Here is a 22425-nt window from a genome sequence, read left to right on the forward strand (position 1 = left end):
AATCATTCACTGCAGAATAGCGCCCCTGCCTGACCGGAGAAAATGCACCAGACGCTCCATCGCCTGTTCAATCGGAGCCTCGACCGCCATAGCCTGAATTCCCTGCTCGTAGAGCAGCGCTCTCGCTCCCGGTCCAATGTGGCTGACCAGGACAATACTACAGTCTGCGAGGAGGGCGGCGGTATTCTGCAGCGAATGCGTGTCGTGGCCTGCTGCTTCCGCTTGCCGGTCATAACTCCGGTCCTCTATAATGCTGTAACTTCCTTCCGGCTCCATCCTATAGATCAGGAACCGGTCACACCGCCCGAAATGCTGATTGATATTAATGCCGTCCACACTTCCGATGGCAATCTTCCACGTCACTCCCATCTCCTCCTGATCTGCGATACACAAAGAGGCCAAACCGCTCACCTCTCAGGTGTATGGTTTGACCTCCGGATTGTGGTCCAGTCGGCCCAATCTCAGCAGATGCTGCGCTATGCTCTTGGTGTATGCTTCCTGCTTAAAGCTGTTATGCAGTCATTGCTTTGTTGTGAACTCGTTCACATAGGTATATAAAAGAAAAGGCCGGCACAGCACCCGCTTGCGGATGTTGAGACCGGCCTGCGGTGAACCGCTCGGCAAATAAACAAATACCAATTGAATTACTTTGTATTAATATACCTAACCGCTGCTTAAAGATCAATCCCCTGAATGGTGAATATTGTGTGATTTTTTAATGGGCGTGTGTGCCCAAATGCTCCAGAAGTCCGGCAAAAAGGTCCTTTACCTTCTTCGAGTACTTCCCCTTCTCCTTGCCCATGGAGGTATACACCAGTGAGGTATTGTCCTTGTTAAAGACCTCTGTTCTCGCCCCGGAAGTTTCCGCCAGCGGCATGCCGCCATACCAATCGGTAATCCGGCTGACCCGCTCAGGGCGGCTGGTGAATACATGCAGCGTAATATTCTGCGCGGGCTGGCTGTTGATCAGATACTGATAGCTGGTGTTTCCGCGGTTGTCTTCGGTAAACTTCTCATCGGTCAGCGCAAGCTGTTCAGTGGCAAAAGCCTGGCGCATCTCCTTGCGGAACCGGCCGTCCAGCCCTTTTCCCTGCGAATAGGCCAGCATCGTCCCGTCCTGATAGGCCTGCATCGTATAGCTGCCCGCTTCCTTCTGGTCCTGCTCCCCGGAGCAGCCTGCAAGCAGTGTCCCGGCCGTCAATGCAGCAGCCAGCACACCTGCCAATCGACGCTTCATATCCATTAGCCCCCTTCTCAAACACTCAGATTCCTTCTGATAGTTATAGGATGTCTGAGTGTATGAAAAGTATGCACAGAATGAATCACACTACGGGGAGGTTACCGTACCGGCGGGTCCGTATGCACATCGGTATCAGGAGCTGAAGCCGCCCACCGTGTAAAGGTTACCTGAAATCCCGGCCGGGTTGGAGCACACAGGAAGGGTCCTGCCTGCTTTCCCGTCTCATATGGAAAACGGGCGACCCTGATTGTACGCCAAGGATGGCTGTCTGTTCTGGCTCTGAGGATAACGGCATCCTTCATCCGTGAAGCCCGGAGGGTGATTATCTCACCCGTCCATTCCGGAACAGGAGACAGCGACCAGTCCGAGTAGCCGTCGGTTACAACGGCGCCCACATGCGGAATCCCATCATTCAGCTCAATACCCGCTTTGATCCATACTTTATCACTATGCCACAGCATAATACCTGCCTGATCATACAGCTCTGTGAACCCGTCCAGCGAAAAGCTGACTTCGATAGCCTCCGAATCCTCCCAGGGTGTCAGCAGGGCGTGCCCGTTGTCATGCTGGAAGCCATACATCGTTTTTTGCCAATAATCGCTGCCTTCCGCAGCTTCCGCCACTAGCGCTCCTGCTGCAATCCTACTGGATACGGGCTCGTTACTCCATACGCCGTCCTGCCACGCTACTATTCTCATTACCGGCTCACCTCTTCTTTCCGTTTTTTCATCATGCTGTTGATCTGCTCGGAGCTTAGAATCATAACGATGATATAACCGATCATCACCATCGGAAGAATCATAAAGCTGCTGCGCGCGGCCACCCAACCCAGAAGCGGAGGCAGAAAAGCACCGCCGGTATACGCCAGAGCCATCTGATAGCCCATAATCTTCTGGGAGTTCTCTTGTCCGAACCTTGCCGGTGTCTCATGCAGCATACAGGGGAAGATCGGTGCCGAGCCCAGTCCTATCAGAATAAAAGCCACCAGTGAAAAGACCGCCGGAAGCGGTAAGGCCAGCACCAGCGCACCCAGCAGCGAAACCGCCAGCCCCCCGCGGATGAGCTCCCGGTTGCTGAACCGGAAGGTAATAAACCCGGTAATCAGCCGGCCGGCCGTGATACCTCCGTAATACAGAGACACCCAACCCGCCGCCGTTGCCGCTGATACCTCTTTAACATTAACCAGATAGCTGCTGCCCCAAAGCCCTACCGTTGCTTCTACTCCGCAATAGAACAGAAAAGTAATCATCGCCAGCTTCACACCTTTGATACGCAGCACATTGCCGGAAGAGGCCTCCACTGCCGCCTTTACCTTCACATCCCGGGTTTCTTCAACCTGCGGACTGCTGCTCTTGCCTGCTCTTTTCCATAGCGGCAGACTGATGAACAGCAGCACCACAAGCGCGAACTGGATCATGCTTACAGTAAAGTATCCTGTTCTCCAGGATTCACCGCCCGCAATATAACGCGACATAATAATCGGCCCGAGCATCGCGCCAATACCCCAGAAGCAGTGCAGCCAGCTCATATGATGCGCTTTATAGTGGGTGGCCACATAGTTGTTCAGCCCCGTATCGATCGAACCTGCGCCAAGGCCAAGCGGCAAAGCCAGCACAGCCAGCCAAATGACGGATGAAGAGTAAGAGAAGCCGAGCAAGGCCAGAGCCGTCACAGCCACGCTGATAAAAGTGACCATTCCCGTACCCAGCCGTTTCAGCACGGCGCTGCTGGCTAAGCTGGAGATAATCGTCCCTGCAACTACAATCATGGAGAGCAGCCCTGCTGTCTCAACCGGCGCCCCATAATCCAGCCTCATGATCGGCCAGGCTGCTCCCAGCATGGAATCCGGCAGGCCTAAGCTGATAAATGCCAGATAAATAATAATTAAGAATACCGTTGCCATTTTGTACCCCGCCTAACCTTCTATTTTCGTTAAATACAGTCTCTGCTCCAAAGTTCCCAATGTCTGTACAATCATTCCCTGAATGTAATCTGCGGCAAAATCGTCTGACATTCTCATTCGTGGGACTGCCGGATAAGGCAGAGCCGTACTGCATTTATCCCCCACTGCCTTAAGATGCCCTTCGTTCAGGAAGCTGCCATATAGCACAACGATATCCGGATTCAGCACACTGCTGACAGCAACCGCCAGCTTGGCGATCGCATCCGTAAGTCCGTCAAAGGAAGCAATCAGTCCGCCTTCTCCCCAGGCAATACCAAGCGGTATGTTGGCTACCTCTCCGGCGAACCCGCGTTTTCCCTTATACAGCTTGCCGCCTATAAATATCCCGGCTCCCGGAGCAAAACGGTCCGGAAAATACAGATAAACAACTGAAGCTGTCTCCTCCTTCATCCGGCGGCAATAGCCAATCACTGCGGCGTTGACATCGTTCTCAATCACTACAGGTTTGCCATAGCGCTGGCGGAAATGCTCCGCTACCGGAACACCGCGCAAAGCTTCGTAATCGGATACAACCATCAGTCCGTCAACCTCCGCACCCGGCAGACCCAGACCGATAGCCTGGATCGGGGAATACATCTGCAGCGAGCTGTCAATCACCGCTTCGAAGGCCGCCAGATCGATGCTTGAGACCGCGGTATTATCCTCAAACAGCGTGCGTCCGGCAAGCGTGACGACCGTTCTGTGAATATAGGTCACATCCCGCTCTTCATGCGTGTACAGAATTAGTGCCAGTGCATACTCATCGTTGTATATGTATTGCTGTGCGGGTCTACCTCCGCTGGACGATACGAGTTCTCCCGCCAGCACCTCATGCTGCGCCTCCAATAGCTGCAGCACAGTGCCTACCGTAACGACACTAAGGCCGCTAATCGCTGCGATCTGCCGTTTGGTCGCCTGCCCGTGTTCCTTCAATACCTGCCGCACCAGGTTCATATTGACTTCGCGAATCACCAGCGCGTTTCCGCCAATCTTCTGCATCTGCTTTCACCTCATTATAATAATACTTTATTAAAGTGTTTTAATAAATAGATATTTTGAAAAAAATCCATCCCTACTTAAATAGCCCGGCAGAGAATCTCTGCCGGGCGGGTATGAATAATAGCTTACTATTGTTGCGGTTCCGTTAAGCCTTACAAATCCGGGTGCTCATGTTTCGCTTTGAGACGGCTCCAGCGGCGCTGTACCTCATTCTCGAAGCTGCGCAGCGCAGGTTCATTCTCAGGCTTCAGCAGATGGCGGGTTTTGCCCATCGTCTTCAGCCAGGCGGATACTTCGATCCGTTTCTCCTTGTCTTCCGGGTTATACGTAATGTTGGTCATGCCCTGCTCTACTTCATAGAGCGGGAAGAAGCAGGACTCAACGGCCAGGGAGACAATATCTGTTCCGTCTTTGTCTTCGCTCATCCAGTTGAGCGGGCAGGCGATTAAGATCTTACCGTAGACCAGACCTTCGTTCTGGGCATACCACTGGGCCTTCGCAGCCTTCTTCAGCAGATCCTGCGGATAAGCTTCACAGCCGGTGAAGACATAAGGAATATTGGTCGCCGCCATAATCTGCGCAGTGTCCTTATGCTGGGTCAGCTTGCCCTGCTGGGTTTTGCCGATGCTCGAAGTCGAAGTACGGTGTCCGAGCGGTGTGGAATAAGACTGCTGTGCACCTGTATTCATGTAGCCTTCGTTATCATATTCCACGATAATCATCTTGTGGCCGCGCAGTGCTGCACCGATCGCCGGACCCATTCCGATGTCCATCCCGCCGTCACCGGTTACCATGACGAACGTGAAGTCATCCTTCAGCCCCAAACCGTCCAGCTCGCCGCGGCGTTTGCGTTCCCAGAACATTTCCACGACACCGGACAGCGTAGCTGCACCGTTCTGGAAGAGGTTGTGGATGAACGTCGATTTATGCGAGGAATAAGGATAACCTGTGGTCGTAACCATGGCACAGCCTGTGTGATACAGAGCTACGATATCCCCTTCAATACCTTTGAAGAACAGCTCCAGGCCGGAGAAAATACCGCAGCCCGGACATGCGCCATGTCCCGGAGACAAGCGTCTTGGCTTCTTCATCAGGGAGCGGATCGGCGGAATCTTCACGGCCAGCTTACCGGTTTCTTCATTCTTGTTCACCGTAATCAGGCCGGTCTTCAGCAGATCAAAGTTCATCGGCTTCAGCAGGCGCTTCGGTGCGTTCTCCGGTGCTCCCGGATTGTGGCCGTAGTAATCAAACGGCACTTCTACACGGTCTGCTACCACAGCATCCATAGCCAGCTGGAAGAAATGATGCCCGTCTTCAGCATAGAAGTCTTTACCGCCCAGTCCATAGATACGGCTGATTACCTTAGTGGTAGTGTTGCCATAAGTGAACAGTGCAGCCTTGATTTCGTTAACCATGTTGCCGCCGTGGCCGCCGACGGAATCCGCACGGTCACCGACAGTGATGGCTTTGACATTCTTCAGCGCTTCAGCAATCTGCTTCTGCGGGAACGGGCGGATCATGTTCGGGGAGATGGCGCCGGCTTTGATTCCCTGCCCGCGGAGCTGGTCGACCACATCCTTGATAATCTCCGAAGCGGAGTTCATCAGGAACACGGCAACATCGGCATCCTCCATCCGGTACTGTTCAATCACCCCATAATGGCGGCCTGTCAGCACGGCAAATTCAGCGGCAATCTCTTCGAACACTTCACCCGCGTTGTACATAGCAACAGACTGCTGATAACGGTTGTTGATGTAATCCGGTTCGTTCATATAAGGTCCTACAGTAACAGGGTTATTGCGGTCCAGCGTATCGGTGAAGCCAACTGGCGGCTGCTCCCCTACGAACTTATGAACATCCTCGCGGTGGGCAAAAGCCTGCACACGACGCTTCTGGTGAGAGGTGAAATAACCGTCGGAAGCAACCATAACCGGAAGGCGGACCTTGGCATGCTCTGCAAGCTTCAGCGCCATCAGGTTCATGTCGTAGACGGACTGCGGATCACGGCACATCAGGATCGGCCAGCCTGTGTTCAGGGCGAAATACAAATCTGAATGGTCTCCGTGAATATTCAGCGGTCCTGAGATCGAACGGCAGATCAGGTTCATGACCATAGGCATCCGCGTACCTGCTTGTACAGGCAGCTGCTCCAGCATGAACATATACCCTTGAGCACTGGTAGCATTGAACACGCGGCCGCCTGCTGTAGAGGCGCCATAACAGATCCCGGCGGAGCTGTGCTCGCCGTCAGAAGGCACCAGCATAATATCATGCTGGCCGCTGGCTTTCATGGTATCGAGGAACTGGGCAACCTCTGTCGACGGGGAGATCGGGAAATAACCCATGACATGGTAGTTAATCTGATGGGCGGCATAGGCCGCCATTTCATTGCCGGATTCATATAGGAATTTCTGCTCCACTTTGGCGGAGCCTACTTCTTTTTCATAATCAATAGCCACAATTCATTCCACCTTTCTTCCGAAATTTAGACTTGAGTTACCAGATCAAACGTATGCTTTACGGTATGGCTGTCTGCATAGCCTTCCTTCTCTCTGCTACTTGAAAGTGCCGAGGTCGGGCAGGCGCCGATACATTTCAGGCAGCCTTTGCAATATTGATAGTCAATGCCGAGCAGGAACATCTGCGAACGGCCCTTGCGGTCCAGCCGCTCTTCCCATACGAAGCATTGATCCGGGCATACCGTGTCACACTGTGCGCAGTTGATGCAGGACTCATTCTCATAGACCGGAAGCATACCGGAACGGGAGATGCTGAGGTTCTTCAGGAAACTGCCGCCCGGGTTCGTGATGGTGCCGCCCATCGGCTGGGTCTCATAACCGAGAGCCGAGATATCGGAGCGTACATATTCCGGCATGGTGTCACCGGCAGCCAGCTCGAATTGCATGAATTTCACTTCATTATAGCCACGGTCAAAGGTCGTAATGGCCGATTGGACCGCCTGCGGATATTTCTTGCCGAGGGACTTCTCAATAACGCCCTTCATAATATCGGTATCCAGGAACGGACAGAGCCGGAACAGCGCGCCGAGCATCGCCATATTCACCCGGTTCTTCTCTTTCAGCGCAATGCTGGTAGCATCGATTACGGCAATGGTGCCGGCCTTCATCTTCAGCAGTTCTTTGAGTTCTTCCGGCGTCTTGGCCGAGTTCACAAGAACGGTACTGTGTTCATGAATTCCGCTGGTTACGTTAACGGTCTTGGCAAGTGCTTCATGAAAAACACCTACAACATGCGGACGCTCTACCGGGGAGGTATCACGGATATGAGTGTCCATATCGCAGAAACGGATATGAGCTTTAACCGCCGACCCCTTCTTCTCCGAACCATACGATGAAAAACTGACGCCATTGAGTCCCGCGCCGACTACCCCCGCTTCCGCGAGCATCTTACCGGCAAGGTTCGCTCCCAGGCCTCCAATGGATTCGAGACGAATCTCAAAGAAGCCGAGCTCATTTACTTTTGGCAATTGTACCACCGACATAACCCCTTTCTTAGTGTCAAGTAGAATAACATCCTTTTGACTTTTTCAACGATTGTAACTTGAAATTGCAAGCCGCGAAGTGACATATCTTGCATTATCCACGCTTTGGGAATCACAATTCTTTATTGATTTGGGTGGGTTTCTTTATACGCGACAGCGCGGCGTTACTTCAATAGAAGGTAATCTGCCATAAAAACGACAAATTGTGAAAATTGTGTGTAATTCCGCGTTTTCCCAAGGATGATGTGGAACCAATGTCACCCTTAATTTAGCAATAAAATTAAAAATTAAGATGTTAAATTTATCACAGAAATCATGGGTTAAGCACAGCATCAGCAACATCGTCAATGATCTTTATTCCTTTTAAACACTGTATTTACAGTATCAATTAAGTATCAATAACATCGTTTAAAAATTAATAATTCGAATATTATTTATACAAGGTTCTTCAACTAGATCCACTGACAGGTTGCGCTGTTCTCTCAGTTTATTTATCAAGACGGGATCGGCACACTATTTTTTTAATTGCACAAGCGTTCGATCTTTCCTCTCATAAAATATAGCATCTACTAAAGAGAGGTTAGGTGTATTGAAATGAGTATTCAGTTTTTGGATATGCGCATCTCAGAAACTAGTGTAATGGATACCCCTGGTATAGCTTTGGTCCGCTCGAGTGCGATTTTCGGTGACATTGGACTTCAAACCTCAAGTGTTACACCTGAAAATGTGAACTTAGTGCGAGTTACATTAACTGCTTATGCAAGGCTTAGTATTGATGTTAGCGTTATTGTTCAAAATGATGTTACTTTTAGCATCTATCGTAATAATACATTAATCTTTAGTACGACATATCCTGGAAACATTAATAATACAGCGACCCAGTACGAAATGGTAGGAATAACCGCTGTAGACTACCCACCGGCTAATGATGTGCTCTCGGGGCAAATTCAATATATCATCATAGCATCAGCGATTAGGACTGCAACTTTAGGAGCATGTAGTTTTAGTGGAATTGCGGTAGCAGGTAATGGATAAATAATAATCGTTCAGAGTAATATCCCCGGAAACTTCGGGGATTTTTTTCAATATTTCTCTTAAGAATTCTACCGAGCTTATTGGTGTATTTATCATAAATTTCACAGGCACCCGTTATAAAAAAAGACGAAACCCGTGATCAGTGACCACCCGGATTTCGTCTTTTGATCATATCAAGAATAAAAACGCTTAGTAAGTCCACCAATTACCGGACATCACGATCATGGAGAACAGCTTGATGCTGTCTTCATAATAATCCTCAGCCGCGCTGCCTGACGTATGGCTCCAGAGTGAATTCAGCCAGCTCTGGTTGCCAGATGAGGTCATTGCACTTACGCCAAACGGGGCATAGAACGCACCGCTGTTGTAGCTGCCGAAGGTGGTTCCGTTCAGCTTGTAGCCGTCCTTGATGCTGCCCGGCGTACTGCTTACCTTGGTCTTGATCCAGCTGTTCAGCTGATTCAGCTGGGATAAGGCGCGGTTATCGCCTGTGAGCAAATAATCGGTGGTAATCCGCCACGGTGTGCGGCATGAGTTGTAATTATAATTGCCGTCGTTGGCATCCTCCAGGAAATTCGCTGCGGCCGGTTTGTAGGTATTGCTCGAGTAGACTACGAAATCCGGCAGCAGGCCGGTGGTAGAGCTATAACCGGTATAGAGGCTGTTAATAATCGTATAGGTCTTATCCGTTACATTCTGCCAGCGGGCATCCCCGGTAGCGGACTGGAAGGCCTTCAAATGACTGAGCATGAAATCTGAAGGACGGGTAGCCGTATTGTATGAACCGCTGTTCGCCCAGTCGCCCAGCCGGATCGTCCACTGGGTCTGATTAATTTCATTATCCATGATGGCGTTGATAATATTGGTTGCTACCTGCAGATAGTTGACTGTTCCGCTGCTTCCCCATTGTCTGTGAGCCAGCAGCAGCGAGTACGCTATATCCATATCACCGTCTGTTGCAGAATCCTCGCCTTCGATATTCTGGAAGCTGCTGTTCTGTTTCCAGGACATCAGGTAGGGATTAATGGAGCTTGGATGTGCTGTGTAATAATTGTAGAGTCCGTTATAGTACGTCTGCGCATTAGTATCGTAGCCGGCCATCAGCACGGTGAACAGCATGCCGTAGCCATGTGCTTCAGAGACGGTCTCCCCGTCCGAATTATATTTCACATAATATTTGCCTGTTCCGGCCGGTTTGAGATACGCGCCTTTCCAGGCATCCCATTTGGTCTTAACCGCATTATCCATAACCGTCTGGGTGACATTATTCGGTTTGATGGTTCCGCCCGTATAGGTCGTATGCTGCGGGAACGGTTTGTTCACTGCGGCGAAGGCGGACCCGGCAGGCAGGATAAAGAGCGCCAGACATAGAAGAATCAGACTTTTCCAGTGCAGCTTGCGTTTCCCTTGCTTGTTCATAACGCATTCACTCCTCATGATTTGGTGGATATGGCTTCGAATCCATTGCAATCACTAACGATCTGCCGTAGGAAAAGTTCACCCCCCTCACACCGGGTATAAGCCCAAAGGTCTGTCAGGCGAAAGTTAAAGCGCTTTAACTTTCGCCCCAAAAAAATAAATCCATTTCTGCGAAAATTGTATTTAAGAACATATTTAATATATTATTCCAGCGACTTCGTGTCAATGAGCATATGGTCCTGCGTATTAAGTGTCTATGAAGAAATACGCAGAGGAATGGGCCTGCCTGCCCTTCTGCCTTTACTCCAGCCAAAAAGCCCTCTCCGGTCGCGGACCAACCACCAACTGAGAGGGCTTAGTATAAATAAGTCTATGCTTCTGCTACGATCAGGCTACTCCACATCCGGCATCATGTGCTCCGCAATCAGCTGCTGCTTGCGGTTCCACAGCTGCTCGCTGAGATTCACGCGGAATACCTCGGGGTTCAGCTTACGGAGGTACTCCGGCCAGAACAGGTCAAGCTGCTCCTGATGATAACGGCGGATCTCGTTCAGGTCCGGCAGCTGATAGACCTGGAAGCCGTTCACTACAATCGGCTCCAGCATCGGCAGCGCCTCGTAGTGTTCCACATGTTTTCTCATATAAGGATGCAGCGGATTGAACAGCTTCAGCCGGACCCCATTACGCGGTGCTTCTTCCCCGGAGAAGCTGATGTAATCCGCCAAGGCTTTACCGTTCTGCCCGATAATACGGTAAACGGCTTTTTTGCCGGGAGTCGATACCTTCTCGGGATTCGAGGAAATCTTAATCGTCGGAATCATCTCTCCGCTGGGAGATTCGATCTCAACCAGCTTGTAGACTCCGCCGAGAGAAGGCTGATCTGACGCTGTAATCAGCTGGGTTCCGACACCCCATGTATCAATAGCCGCGCCTTGCGACTTCAGGTTCATGATCGTGTTCTCGTCCAGGTCATTGGAAGCGACGATCTTCACGTACTGCAGTCCGGCTTCGTCGAGCATTTGCCGGGCCTTGCGGGAGAGATACGCCAAGTCACCGCTGTCCAGCCGGATGCCGTTCATCCGTTTGCCTTGCGCCTCCAGCTTCTTGGCGGTGTTGATCGCATTCGGCACACCGCTGCGCAGGGTATCGAAGGTATCGACCAGCAGGGTAACACCATCCGGCATTACTCTCGCATATGCATCGAAGGCTTCCTGTTCGCTCGGGAAGCTCTGCACCCAGGAGTGGGCATGTGTTCCCTTCGTAGGAATGCCGAACATTTTGCCGGCCAGCATGTTGGAGGTCGCATGGAAACCTCCCACATAAGCCGCCCGGGCTCCCCATACGGCCGCATCCGCTTCCTGCGCACGCCGCGTTCCGAACTCAAGCAGCGTATCATTCGGGGCCACCTGCTTGATCCGGGAGGCCTTGGTCGCGATCAGTGTCTGGTAATTCATGAAGTTCAGGATGGCTGTCTCGACCAGCTGAGCCTCCATAATCGTGCCTTCCACGCGAATCAGCGGCTCATCCGGGAAGACAAGCGCGCCTTCCTTCATCGAATGAATGCTGCCCTGGAAATGGAACTGCAGCAGCTCCTCCAGAAACGCCGGTGCATAATTCTCCTCCTGCTCCGACAAGTAGCGGATATCATCCTCTGTAAACCGCAGTTCAGCAATGTACTGGGCAATCCGCTCAAGTCCGGCAAATACAGCGAACCCGTTGCCGAACGGCAGCTTACGGAAATAAGCTTCAAATACAGCCCGGCGCTTGTGGGTACCGTTGACCCAATGGGCGTACATCATATTAATCTGATATTTATCTGTATGTAGAGCAAGTTCTCTCCTCAAGTCCTCATCTCCTAATAGTTGCACTGCTGTAGCGGGATCTGCAGTTGCTGTTGTGTTATATAATTTGAACTTTGAAATTAACTTAAAGCTAAAGTGTCACTGCGGTGAACTTTGGACTTCCGGCCGCTGTTGTCCCCAGATTTCTTGATTCCATACTGCTATCCGCAGTGGAAATCCGGTGACAAAGGCGGTCGCTACCGCTCCTACAGTTCCAAATTTCCCCTTCGTTCCTTACAGCTTTTGATCTTATCTTCGTTCAATTATATTTTTATCTATGTGGAAGCGACGACCGTCGCCCCGAGACTGCCCCGGAAATGTCCCAGTGCCCAAGTGTGGCCGTCAGGGTTGAAGCTGGCTACTGCATCTTCATGCACAATGATGCTGAAACCCAGATTGTACGCATCCACTGCCGTATGCAGCACGCAGATATCTGTACAGACTCCAATCAGGTGGAGTTCAGTGATGCCACGTTCACGCAGCTTCAGTGCAAGATCCGTGCCGCTAAAAGCGCTGTACCGCGTTTTGTCCATCCAATAGATGGCTTCACGGTTCGCTTCGTACACAGCCTTCAGGCTGCCATAGAGCTCACGTCCCTGACTTCCCCGCAGATTATGCGGCGGAAACAATTTGCTCTCCGGATGGTAAGGATCATCCGCTTCATGCAGGTCTACAGCCATCACAACATAATCCCCGCTTTGCACGAACTGTTCCGTGAGCTGGCTAACCCGTGGCGCAATGTCGATACCGGGCTGACCTACCGGCAGACTTCCGTCAATGAAGTCATTGGTGAAATCAATTACGATGAGTGCTCTCATAAGCAGACCGCCTCCTAAAAGTATTGTGAGCTTAAGCTTCCCAGCATCTTAGGTATAGATCGATAATAAAGGCTCGTGGTCCGTGAACATATACAGCTGGGCCGGACGCTGGGAGTATTGATTGGAGCTGAGCGGATTGCCCGCTTCATCACTTACTTCCTTTAATATACCCTGCCGGCTGCGTGTTGACGTAATTTTACGGATAAAATTCGGTTCTTTGAATTCAGGCACGACCGTCTGGATCACCTGATACAGCTCACTCAGCGTGAAATGGCGCGGCAGAAACTGCCGTGCAATCGTCGTCTGCAGCATTTGCTGCTGAATCCGCAGATAAGCGTCAGTAATAATATCATGGTGGTCAAAAGCCAGCTCCAGCTCCTCCAGCGCTTCTTGCAGGGTGAACAGGCCGACCTCTCCTGCATCATCAGAGGCTTGCCGCTGCTCCAGCATCCACTCCTCCACCAGTGCAAAAAATGCATGGCTGATGATCCAGCCGCGCGGGTCACGTCCCGGCTTGCTGTAGACTCCGAGATATTCCAAATGGCCGCCGTCCACGCCGGTCTCTTCTTTGAGTTCGCGCGTAGCCGCGTCATAGATTGATTCGTCTTCCTGGCAGAAGCCGCCCGGCAGGGCCCACATGCCCGCATATGGCCATTTTTTGCGCCGGATCAGCATAACTTTCAGTTCCCGCAGCGGGAGTGTCTTCGTGACCGTCTTCCGTTCGCGTTTGGTCAGCGTAAACATGACAATATCCGCCGGAACGCCGTCCGGAGTGCGGTATTTTTTGGCGTTATAGGTTTGTTCCACGTTCTCGCTCACTTTAGATCATCCTTTGCCGCAGCTATATTTGCTGTTCGTATCTTTTAATGTACCAAACCTGTCCTCTTAAAATCAACCGCAGTTCGCGCTATATATGAAAAAGGGACGGATTCTCATCCGCCCCGGGAGTATTCTGTTAGTCCCCGCAAGTGGATGGAGGCGCTTCTGTGCCTGCTTCCACATTGATTTTGTCGGAGACGGTGTCCCTGATCACGGAGATGACCAGCTGCAGCAGATAGTTAATGTCGCTCTGGCTCTGCTGGAATTCATTCACGACCGGAATGCTGTCAATTTCATCCTGCAGCACTTCAATCTCCTGTTCGATCTTGGCGACCATCGCCTGATTCTTGAAGCTCTCAAAGGCCACAATCTCCTTCTGCTTCTTCTTAATGGTAGCAATCAGACCCTGCACACGATCGTGATTCAGAATCTTCTGCTCGGCCTGCTGGAAATGCCGGACCTCTTCACTGGTGGAGATGAGTGTAGCCAGCTCCTTCGCTTTGCCCATAATATCCTCTCTTACGATTAAATCACGGGTGTTGTGGGTCTGCATGCCGTATTCATTCAAACGCGCTTCTTCCTGGCTCATTCTTCTCGCCCCATTTCTCTATAATTAGAGGACCGCTGCGGCTTCCGCCAGATAGTCCCCTTTGATGTACCATGTCTTCGTACCGGTGATTCTCACCTGCACCATCGTGCCGACCAGTGACGGCGGGCCTTCGAAATGCACCAGCTTGCTGTCACGCGTACGTCCGGCGAGCACATTGATGTTATTCTTGCTCTCGCCTTCCACCAGCACCTCGACCAGCTTGCCGAGCATCCGCTCGTTGCCCAGCCGGCTCTGCTCTTTGATCAGATCGTTCAGACGCTGCAGTCTTGCGCTCTTGACTTCAGCCGGAACGTTATCTTCCATTGCAGCAGCAGGTGTACCTTCACGCGGAGAATAAATAAAGGTATACGCCATATCATACCCTACTTCGCGCACTAGCGACAGTGTCTCTTCGAATTGTTCTTCGGTTTCACCGGGGAACCCGACGATAATATCCGTAGTCAATACCGCATCCGGCACACCTGCTTTGATCTTGCGGACCAGCTCCAGATAAGCTTCACGGGTGTATTTGCGGCTCATCCGCTTCAGTACTGCTGTGCTTCCCGACTGCACCGGCAGATGGATATGCTCCACCAGATTGCCGCCTTTGCCGAGCACATGAATCAATTTATCGTCAAAATCACGGGGATGCGACGTCATGAAGCGGATACGCGGAATATCGATCCCCCGCATGTCATCCATCAGGTCCCCGAATGTATAGTTAATGTCCGTAAAATCCTTCCCGTAGGCGTTTACATTCTGCCCCAGCAGCGTAACTTCCTTGAACCCCTGGCGGGCCAGCTCGCGCACTTCAGCAATGACATCTTCAGGACGCCGGCTGCGCTCCTTGCCCCGTGTGAACGGCACTATACAGTATGTACAGAACTTGTCACAGCCGTACATGATATTTACCCACGCGCGCAAGCCTTCCCGCTTCTTGGGCAGGTTCTCAATAATGTCGCCTTCCTTGGACCAGACCTCGATGACCAGCTCCCTGCTGAACACCGCTTCCTTAATCAGCTCCGGCAGCCGGTGAATATTATGCGTACCGAAGATCATATCCACGAAACCATACCGGTTCATAATCCGGTTGACCACGCCTTCTTCCTGGGACATGCAGCCGCAGATCCCGAGCAGCAGGCCCGGCTTTTCCAGCTTGAGCGATTTGAGATGACCCAGCTCTCCGAACACCTTATCTTCCGCATTCTCGCGGATTGCACATGTATTTAATAGAATAAGATCAGCATCTCTGCGGTCTTCAACTGCCCGGTAACCTAATTGCTCCAGCATACCCTTCATCGTTTCGGTATCATGCTCATTCATTTGGCAGCCGTAGGTGGTGATATGATAGGTTTTGCCCTGACCGAAATCCTCCATCTCCGGCGGAATCTCGAAATGGTACAGCACCTCGATCTCTTCCTTGCCGCGGCGCTTGCCTTCCCTGTAATCCGGCTGGCTGTTGATCTGTACATTTCTGCCTTTAATGCGGTAGGTGGTCTTGCCCTCTTGCTCACTGATCACTTTGGCATCCGTAAAATCAAAATACTTGGAGTAATCCTTGCCCTGGGTGGATTTGAAGTCCGCTGAGTTCCGGTTCTCCTTCGTCATCAGATTTACACTTCCTTTATAAGTAATTCATGATATCAGATAGACACGCAATCAATATCAAATTATATCACATATAAGGATAATCTAACCATCCAGTTGATTGATCCAAGTTGTACGTTTTGCAACTTAGATTCACGGATAGCTGGTATTCGGAAGAATTGTTGTAGGAAATAAAAGAATAATCCTGCCGTGCCGCTTGAAAATGGTAAAATGCTGCCTTTTTATACGAAAATAAACGTAGGCTTTAGCAGGGATGAGCTTAGCACGTGTTTTAAAAGTAACTCTTTCGGGATAAACTTACTCTTAAAGGCGCAAAAAGTCCCCCTACCCCAATTATTGAGCGATTTTTAAAAATCAGCTCGTTTCGGGGGACGTCACTTGAACCGTTAAGCCTAACTTTTCGATTTGTTTCAAGTAATAAGCTAACGCCTTTTCCTTGGACGTGCTCTCCGGCACGTCCTTTTCTTCGTATCCGGATCTGTTTTTCATTAAGCTATAAATAATCTTTATCAGTAAATGTGCCGTGGCTACACACGCTTTTTTGTCTCCACGCCGTTTTCGAACCCGCCTAAAGTGCTGACCGATACGATTGGAGGATTTCTCATTGGCCCATGCCGCCTGGGTTAACGCGCGTTTCAAAAACTTGTTTCCCGGCAGACATTTCGTTTTAGATTTCCTTCCTGCACTTTCCTTGTTTCCCGGGCTGACGCCCGCCCAAGACGTCAATTGTTCCTCCGTTTCGAAACGCTGGTGAACCTCCGGACCGAGTTCAGCAAAAATAGCTGCTGCCGTATTGCGTTCAATCCCAGGGATTGAATCTAGCCACTCCAGCTCTTCGGCATACGGAGCTAGCTTGCATTCAATCCGGGCTTCCACTTGCTCGATTTGCTTCTCCAGATATAACAGATGATCCCAGTGAAGCCGCATCATCTCCCGATGATGACGACGCACACGCCCATTCAATGCTTCCATGAGTTCAGGGACTTTTTTCTTTAGTTTTGTCTTCACGAGCCCGCGAAGCTGCTCTTCGTCCAGCACCTCGCCATCCATTAATTGCTCTAGCAACAAGCGGCCCGATACGCCAAAGACATCCGTGATGAAACTGGACAATTTAATATTTCCATCCTGCAGCAGTTTATGAATCCGATTCTTTTCGGCCGTGATCGCTTGGACCATTTTCACCCGGTACCGGGTCCAGTCCCGCAGATCCCGCAGTTGCTCGGGCAGGACTACACTGGCTTGAACCAATCCGCACCGATGGAGTTTCGCAATCCAAAAGGCATCGTTCATATCGGTTTTTCGTCCAGGAATGTTTTTAATCGTCCGAGCATTCGCCAAGACGATGTCGCACGTCGATTCGAGTACATTCCAGACCGGTTTCCACAATACGCCTGTACTCTCCATCGCCACCGCCTGACACTGATTTGCGATAAGCCAGTCCTGAAGCCGCAATAATTCACGCGTTGTCGTTCCGAACGTCGAGATTTGCTTTTGGGGAGTGTGATCCAGCGGTCCGTTTAGAATACAAGCGACGACCGTTTTGTTATGAACATCGAGACCTGCACAGCATTCGCGTATAGCATCCATGAATCTATTCCTACTTTCCTGTCAATTCACAAATCATGCGCTCATTCGTGTAGAATTTTATACACGCACTTTGATGTGCAATAGGCGGTGCCTGAGAGTCGCAATAGGACAGTTTGTACAACAGGGTTTTTGGCCCCAATAAAGGCTCGTCCACAGATTTGTTATCTTCAGTTTTTCCAGGTTTAGAATGTAGAAACATAGAGAATACCTATTTTCATTCTAGGGGGTGACGCCACAGCGTCATGAGCGTTTGTACAACAATTCTGGATTTAGGCCTGCAGGATGAAGGAAATGTTGTATTTTGTGCAGGATTATATAAAAAGTTACCAGAGCTATATCACAAAAAAAGCCCGCTGCAAGGCAGAGCTTCTCTTGAATCCCACTTTTAATGATGCGGTATAAGCTCCTGAATACTAAATTTCTCCACTCCGTTGACGGTTTCCACCAGCACCCATTTCTTACAGCGAACCGCCGCCCCTACCGTATGGTGTTCATTCACTTCATCGAAGTTGAGGTTCATAAATCTCTCAGTCCCTTTTTTCTTGTTTCTTTCTCTCTGATATAAACAAACCTGTTAACGTAAGTACAATACCGAATACGGAGGCTCCTGTCATTTTTTCCTGAAGTACAATAACAGACGTGACTACGGTAATTACGGGAACCATGTAAATGTATATACTTGTTTTTACGGCGCCTAATATTTTAACTGCAGAATTCCACGTTACAAAGCAAAGCGCGGATGCTGCTAACCCCAGAAAAAGGATGTTAAACAAATGGGCTGGTGTCAGCAGTTCATTCAGGCTTGGCTTAAATCCGAATATGAATAAGGCCGGAACCATAAATACCAATCCATATAAGATAATTCTCCGCGTTGCCTGAATTGTGTTATATTGAAACCCGCTGATTTTCTTCGTCAGAATAGAATAGGCAGCCCATACCACAGCAGCTACAACAGCCAAAATATCTCCAAACGGATTTATTTTCAGGCTGCTGCTTCCATGAAAGCTAATGATAAAAATGCCGGTAACTGCGATTAAAAACCCGGCAAAAAACTGAATTTTCAATCTCTCTCCATCTAAAAACCGGTGGGCAAAAATCGCAGTAAAAAACGGTGCAATGGAAATGATGACACCTACATTGGAAGCAAACGTGTAGGTTAAAGCAATATTTTCAAGTAGATAGTATAGCGTAACGCCAGACAAACCCGCCCCGGCAAAATACAACTCATGTATGCTTTCCTTGGCTTTGAGCCTATTAGGATAAATAAGGAGTAACACAAGAAAACCAATGGCAAACCTTAGAAATAATATTTCAATTGGAGTTAGAACGTCTAACAGTATCTTGGTGGATATAAAAGTTGTACCCCATATAAAAATCGTAATAAATGCAAACAGATGTCCTTGAATCTCATTTTGTCTACCCATGATAACCCTCTCATTGGCCCGAAGTCAGTTTTGCGCAGCTTTAAAAATATTCATATATTGTTTAGGGGTAAGTCCTATAAATTTTTTGAAAAAATTAGAGAAATGGCTTTGGTCAGTGAACCCGGTCTCTTGCGCAACATCAATAGGTTTAACTCCCTGCTCCAGCATTTTCTTAGCCTTGTCAATCCGGATGGTTTCCAGATAGCTGTAGGGCGATATCCCCTTTTGCTTAGTAAAGGAACGAAGCAGGTAGTATTTACTTAGCCCCGTCAAATTGCAGAGGTCAGCCAGCAAGATATTATCCATGTAGTGCTGCTCTAAGAATTCACCGACCTTCCTTACTTCTGCACTTTGCTCTGTATTCTCCGCCGGCACTGCCTGCTCCGTGTAGTCTTCAATCAGCTGCTCCAGGAGGAAGAAGAAGCTCTCCTCTTTTCTAAAGTCTCTTTCTTCCTCCATTAGCATTTGGTGCAGCTCTCGGAGCACAGGAACCCATTCGCTGTGAAAAATAACCTGAGGCGTAAAATAGGGCAGATACTCTTTTCCGGTTATATCTAAGACCGCCTTACTCATAATTTCCGGTTGAATATTGATGCAGCGGTAATCCAGCGTTTTGCCATCAATCTGTTCGCAAGCGTGATTGTCGCGGGGGTTAAAAAGAAGTAGATCACCCGGCTCTATAGTGTATTCTTTATTTTTGCAGGACAAAAACCGCTGACCTTGTTCGATATATCTAATCACATAATACTCATGAAAATGGTTAGGGAATTTTTGCATGATTCCTTGAAAATGGTAGGCTTCAACTTTTAATTCAGCGTCGTATTTTACGGTCCGTATTTCCTGTTTCATCATTCGTCTTCCCTTCCAGCGTTTTTCAAGCTTAGTATACTATAGGTGAAGATTGTGTTCTTGTATGATATTGCTCTCCTCAATGCTGCAACTCCGGCGGGCCGTGGCTATTCAGGAGTATATCCCAGCGGCAAACCACCCCCACAAAGTGGGGCCATAGCTTCGATGTTTATTCAGGTACTTTCCGGGGACCCCAAAACATATAAATTCGCACACCGCAAAAAAAGCCCGGCCTAAGAGTAAGGCTCCGGACTTTTTAGCTCTGCTTGCCATAAACGAGTTCAGCTTCCTAGCCTATAAATAAGAATCGATGCATTGGAGTTAACCTGGGTTCCTCCTGCTAAGGTCTGCAATGTGATCGCAGCGGCACTGGAATTATTCCTAAGTGTAATTACGTCGCCTGGGGATGCTGTGATAATCACCATTCCGGGGTTTGACTGCGTTCCCGCCCCAGAACCATAGACACCTCCGGTTACAGGAGCCCCGTTCTGAAACAGGGTAAACTGGTTCGGTTCAACTGCAGTGTTGTTGAACAATACCGCATACACTCCGGCATTTTGAACGATTAACTGAGCTGTATTGGGAGTATGGGTGAAGCCGATAAGGGTACTGTTGCTGTCAAAAATAATATCTGCCTCGACGGCTACAGTCTGAGCACTGGTATTGTAAATATAAGCATAGGAAGATGAGAAAACACCGGTGGCTCCCGTGGCTCCTGTTGCTCCAGTCACACCTGTGGCCCCCGTGACTCCTGTTGCTCCGGTGGCTCCCGTGGCTCCCGTGACTCCCGTGGCTCCTGTTGCTCCGGTTGCACCTGTGCCTCCTGTTGCTCCAGTCACACCTGTGGCTCCCGTGGCTCCAGTTACTCCTGTTACTCCCGTGGCTCCGGTTGCTCCAGTTGCTCCCGTAACACCAGTGGCTCCTGTGGCCCCGGTTCCTCCTGTTACTCCCGTAACTCCCGTAAGTCCTGTTGCTCCGGTTGCACCTGTGCCTCCTGTTGCTCCAGTCACACCTGTGGCTCCCGTAACACCAGTTGCTCCCGTGACTCCCGTGGCCCCTGTAACTCCGGTTACTCCGGTTGCTCCTGTTACTCCCGTGGCTCCAGTCACACCTGTTACTCCCGTGGCTCCAGTGACTCCGGTAGCTCCGGTAGCTCCGGTAGCTCCGGTAGCTCCAGTTGCCCCAGTTGCTCCCGTAACACCAGTGGCTCCTGTGGCCCCGGTTCCTCCTGTTGCTCCCGTAACTCCGGTTACTCCAGTTGCTCCGGTAGCTCCGGTAGGTCCAGTTGCCCCAGTTGCTCCCGTAACACCAGTGGCTCCTGTGGCCCCGGTTCCTCCTGTTGCTCCCGTAACTCCGGTTACTCCAGTTGCTCCGGTAGCTCCGGTAGGTCCAGTTGCCCCAGTTGCTCCCGTAACACCAGTGGCTCCTGTGGCCCCGGTTCCTCCTGTTGCTCCCGTAACTCCGGTTGCTCCTGTGACTCCTGTTGCTCCAGTCACACCAGTCACACCTGTAGCTCCAGTGGCTCCAGTTGCCCCCGTAACACCAGTGGCTCCGGTAGCTCCAGTGGCTCCAGTGACTCCGGTAGCTCCGGTAGCTCCAGTTGCCCCGGTTGCTCCCGTAACACCAGTGGCTCCTGTGGCCCCGGTTCCTCCTGTTGCTCCCGTAACTCCGGTTGCTCCTGTGACTCCTGTTGCTCCAGTCACACCAGTCACACCTGTAGCTCCAGTGGCTCCAGTTGCCCCCGTAACACCAGTGGCTCCGGTAGCTCCAGTGGCTCCAGTGACTCCGGTGGCTCCAGTTGCCCCAGTTGCTCCAGTCACACCAGTCACACCTGTAGCTCCTGTTGCTCCAGTTGCTCCAGTTGCTCCCGTGACTCCAGTAACTCCAGTTACACCTGTGGCTCCCGTGGCTCCGGTTACTCCAGTCACACCTGTGACTCCTGTTGCTCCTGTTACTCCTGTGGCTCCCGTGGCTCCCGTGGCTCCGGTTGCTCCAATGGCTCCCGTGACTCCTGTCGCTCCAGTCACTCCTGTTGCTCCCGAGGCTCCTGCGGCCCCGGTTGCTCCCGTGGTTCCAGTCACTCCAGTCACACCTGTGGCTCCCGTCGATCCCGCCACACCAGTTGTCCCGGTCACTCCGGTAGCTCCTGTTGCTCCGGTGAAGCCTGTCACCGTATCCAGCAATTCCTGGGAGACCAGCCGATGTGCAGTTACCAGCTGTTCGGCGCTATTTTTCCCCCATACAGAGATTTGCGCTTCGGATGCACCTATACCTGATGTAATAAATACAAACTCAAAAGCATCGAGGTTCGCAAAGTAATCCCTGTTGATCACTTGAAAGGGTGCCACATTGATTTGCTCTTCTATATATAAAGTGCGGGTCCCAATCAGACTATAGCCCAGAATATGAACTTCAAAGTTATTGGATGTGTTGCGGCCGTCGATTATGATCGTTACTGACTGAGTCGGGCGGGTGCCCTTGCTGGCTGGTATATTATTTTCAATAGGTCCCGTCGATAAAATTGCCATCTCTCACTCTCCTTCCTATGAACCTGCCAAATTCAAAAATTTACTCCTCCCCTCAAAAACTCCTCTTTATAGCAGTATTCGCGATTAACGCTAGAGGGTTGGGTGAGTTGGCACTATTTTATAGAACAGTTTGATTGAAAGCGATCGCATCCTTCGCAACGCAAAAAGCACCCCATAACAACAGCCATCAGCGGATAAACCTGAAGTTTATCGTAATGTCCATTG

19 protein-coding genes are annotated in these 22425 nt (G+C 50.5%); 1 reads left to right on the plus strand and 18 read right to left on the minus strand.

Annotation, left to right across the window (positions count from 1 at the left end):
- Positions 1-6: 6 nt before the first annotated feature.
- From PBOR_RS19875 to PBOR_RS19905, 7 genes are all read right to left on the minus strand, one after another.
- Entirely contained in the window at positions 7-363 is a 357-nt protein-coding gene (locus tag PBOR_RS19875) for a NifB/NifX family molybdenum-iron cluster-binding protein (RefSeq protein ID WP_052429573.1), read from the minus strand.
- 352 nt (positions 364-715) lie between these two features.
- Positions 716-1237 (minus strand): hypothetical protein, encoded by a 522-nt coding sequence (locus PBOR_RS19880; RefSeq protein WP_042214626.1) that lies wholly within the window; start codon positions 1235-1237, stop codon positions 716-718.
- A 101-nt stretch (positions 1238-1338) separates the two neighbouring features.
- The gene (locus PBOR_RS19885; protein ID WP_042214627.1) at positions 1339-1938 is read right to left on the minus strand and encodes a DUF1349 domain-containing protein; all 600 of its coding nucleotides are present in this window, start codon (positions 1936-1938) and stop codon (positions 1339-1341) included.
- Entirely contained in the window at positions 1938-3143 is a 1206-nt protein-coding gene (locus PBOR_RS19890) for an MFS transporter (RefSeq protein ID WP_042214629.1), read from the minus strand. The genes PBOR_RS19885 and PBOR_RS19890 overlap by 1 nt, the downstream gene beginning before the upstream one ends.
- A 12-nt stretch (positions 3144-3155) precedes the next feature.
- The gene (locus PBOR_RS19895; protein ID WP_042214631.1) at positions 3156-4181 is read right to left on the minus strand and encodes an ROK family transcriptional regulator; all 1026 of its coding nucleotides are present in this window, start codon (positions 4179-4181) and stop codon (positions 3156-3158) included.
- Between the two features lie 152 nt (positions 4182-4333).
- Positions 4334-6640 (minus strand): thiamine pyrophosphate-dependent enzyme, encoded by a 2307-nt coding sequence (locus PBOR_RS19900; protein ID WP_042214633.1) that lies wholly within the window; start codon positions 6638-6640, stop codon positions 4334-4336.
- Between the two features lie 26 nt (positions 6641-6666).
- A complete protein-coding gene (locus PBOR_RS19905) occupies positions 6667-7677 on the minus strand; it encodes a 2-oxoacid:acceptor oxidoreductase family protein (RefSeq protein ID WP_042214635.1) in 1011 nt (336 codons plus the stop codon).
- Positions 7678-8277: 600 nt separating this feature from the next.
- Here PBOR_RS19905 and PBOR_RS19910 point away from each other — a divergent pair.
- Positions 8278-8718, plus strand: a complete 441-nt coding sequence (locus PBOR_RS19910) for a hypothetical protein (RefSeq protein WP_042214637.1) — start codon at positions 8278-8280, stop codon at positions 8716-8718.
- Positions 8719-8907: 189 nt separating this feature from the next.
- Here the strand turns inward: PBOR_RS19910 and PBOR_RS19915 are convergent, their stop codons facing one another.
- The 11 genes from PBOR_RS19915 to PBOR_RS38485 form a co-directional block, all read right to left on the minus strand.
- A complete protein-coding gene (locus tag PBOR_RS19915; protein WP_042214639.1) occupies positions 8908-10137 on the minus strand; it encodes a family 8 glycosyl hydrolase in 1230 nt (409 codons plus the stop codon).
- Positions 10138-10529: 392 nt separating this feature from the next.
- A complete protein-coding gene (locus PBOR_RS19920; protein WP_081972130.1) occupies positions 10530-11981 on the minus strand; it encodes a nicotinate phosphoribosyltransferase in 1452 nt (483 codons plus the stop codon).
- A gap of 272 nt (positions 11982-12253) precedes the next feature.
- Entirely contained in the window at positions 12254-12796 is a 543-nt protein-coding gene (locus PBOR_RS19925; RefSeq protein WP_042214641.1) for a cysteine hydrolase family protein, read from the minus strand.
- 48 nt (positions 12797-12844) lie between these two features.
- The gene (locus PBOR_RS19930; RefSeq protein ID WP_039304691.1) at positions 12845-13615 is read right to left on the minus strand and encodes an NUDIX domain-containing protein; all 771 of its coding nucleotides are present in this window, start codon (positions 13613-13615) and stop codon (positions 12845-12847) included.
- 136 nt (positions 13616-13751) lie between these two features.
- Positions 13752-14204: a YlbF/YmcA family competence regulator gene (locus PBOR_RS19935; protein ID WP_039304693.1), complete on the minus strand. Its 453-nt coding sequence runs from the start codon at positions 14202-14204 to the stop codon at positions 13752-13754.
- Positions 14205-14228: 24 nt separating this feature from the next.
- Positions 14229-15812 carry a tRNA (N6-isopentenyl adenosine(37)-C2)-methylthiotransferase MiaB gene (gene miaB / locus PBOR_RS19940; protein ID WP_042214643.1) on the minus strand — a complete coding sequence of 528 codons (1584 nt, stop codon included), beginning with the start codon at positions 15810-15812 and terminating at the stop codon, positions 14229-14231.
- A 354-nt stretch (positions 15813-16166) separates the two neighbouring features.
- A complete protein-coding gene (locus PBOR_RS19945) occupies positions 16167-17399 on the minus strand; it encodes an IS110 family RNA-guided transposase (protein WP_042214646.1) in 1233 nt (410 codons plus the stop codon).
- Positions 17400-17784: 385 nt separating this feature from the next.
- A complete protein-coding gene (locus PBOR_RS38380; RefSeq protein WP_281191765.1) occupies positions 17785-17919 on the minus strand; it encodes a hypothetical protein in 135 nt (44 codons plus the stop codon).
- 7 nt (positions 17920-17926) lie between these two features.
- Complete coding sequence (locus PBOR_RS19950) at positions 17927-18823, minus strand: DMT family transporter (protein ID WP_042214648.1); 897 nt, start codon at positions 18821-18823, stop codon at positions 17927-17929.
- Positions 18824-18847: 24 nt separating this feature from the next.
- On the minus strand, positions 18848-19672 hold the full coding sequence (locus tag PBOR_RS19955) for an AraC family ligand binding domain-containing protein (protein WP_042219694.1): 825 nt from the start codon (positions 19670-19672) through the stop codon (positions 18848-18850).
- 281 nt (positions 19673-19953) lie between these two features.
- Complete coding sequence (locus tag PBOR_RS38485; protein ID WP_179945458.1) at positions 19954-22200, minus strand: collagen-like protein; 2247 nt, start codon at positions 22198-22200, stop codon at positions 19954-19956.
- Positions 22201-22425: the final 225 nt, after the last annotated feature.

The sequence above is a fragment of the Paenibacillus borealis genome (genome assembly GCF_000758665.1).
Classification (GTDB): Bacteria; Bacillota; Bacilli; order Paenibacillales; family Paenibacillaceae; genus Paenibacillus_AQ; species Paenibacillus_AQ borealis.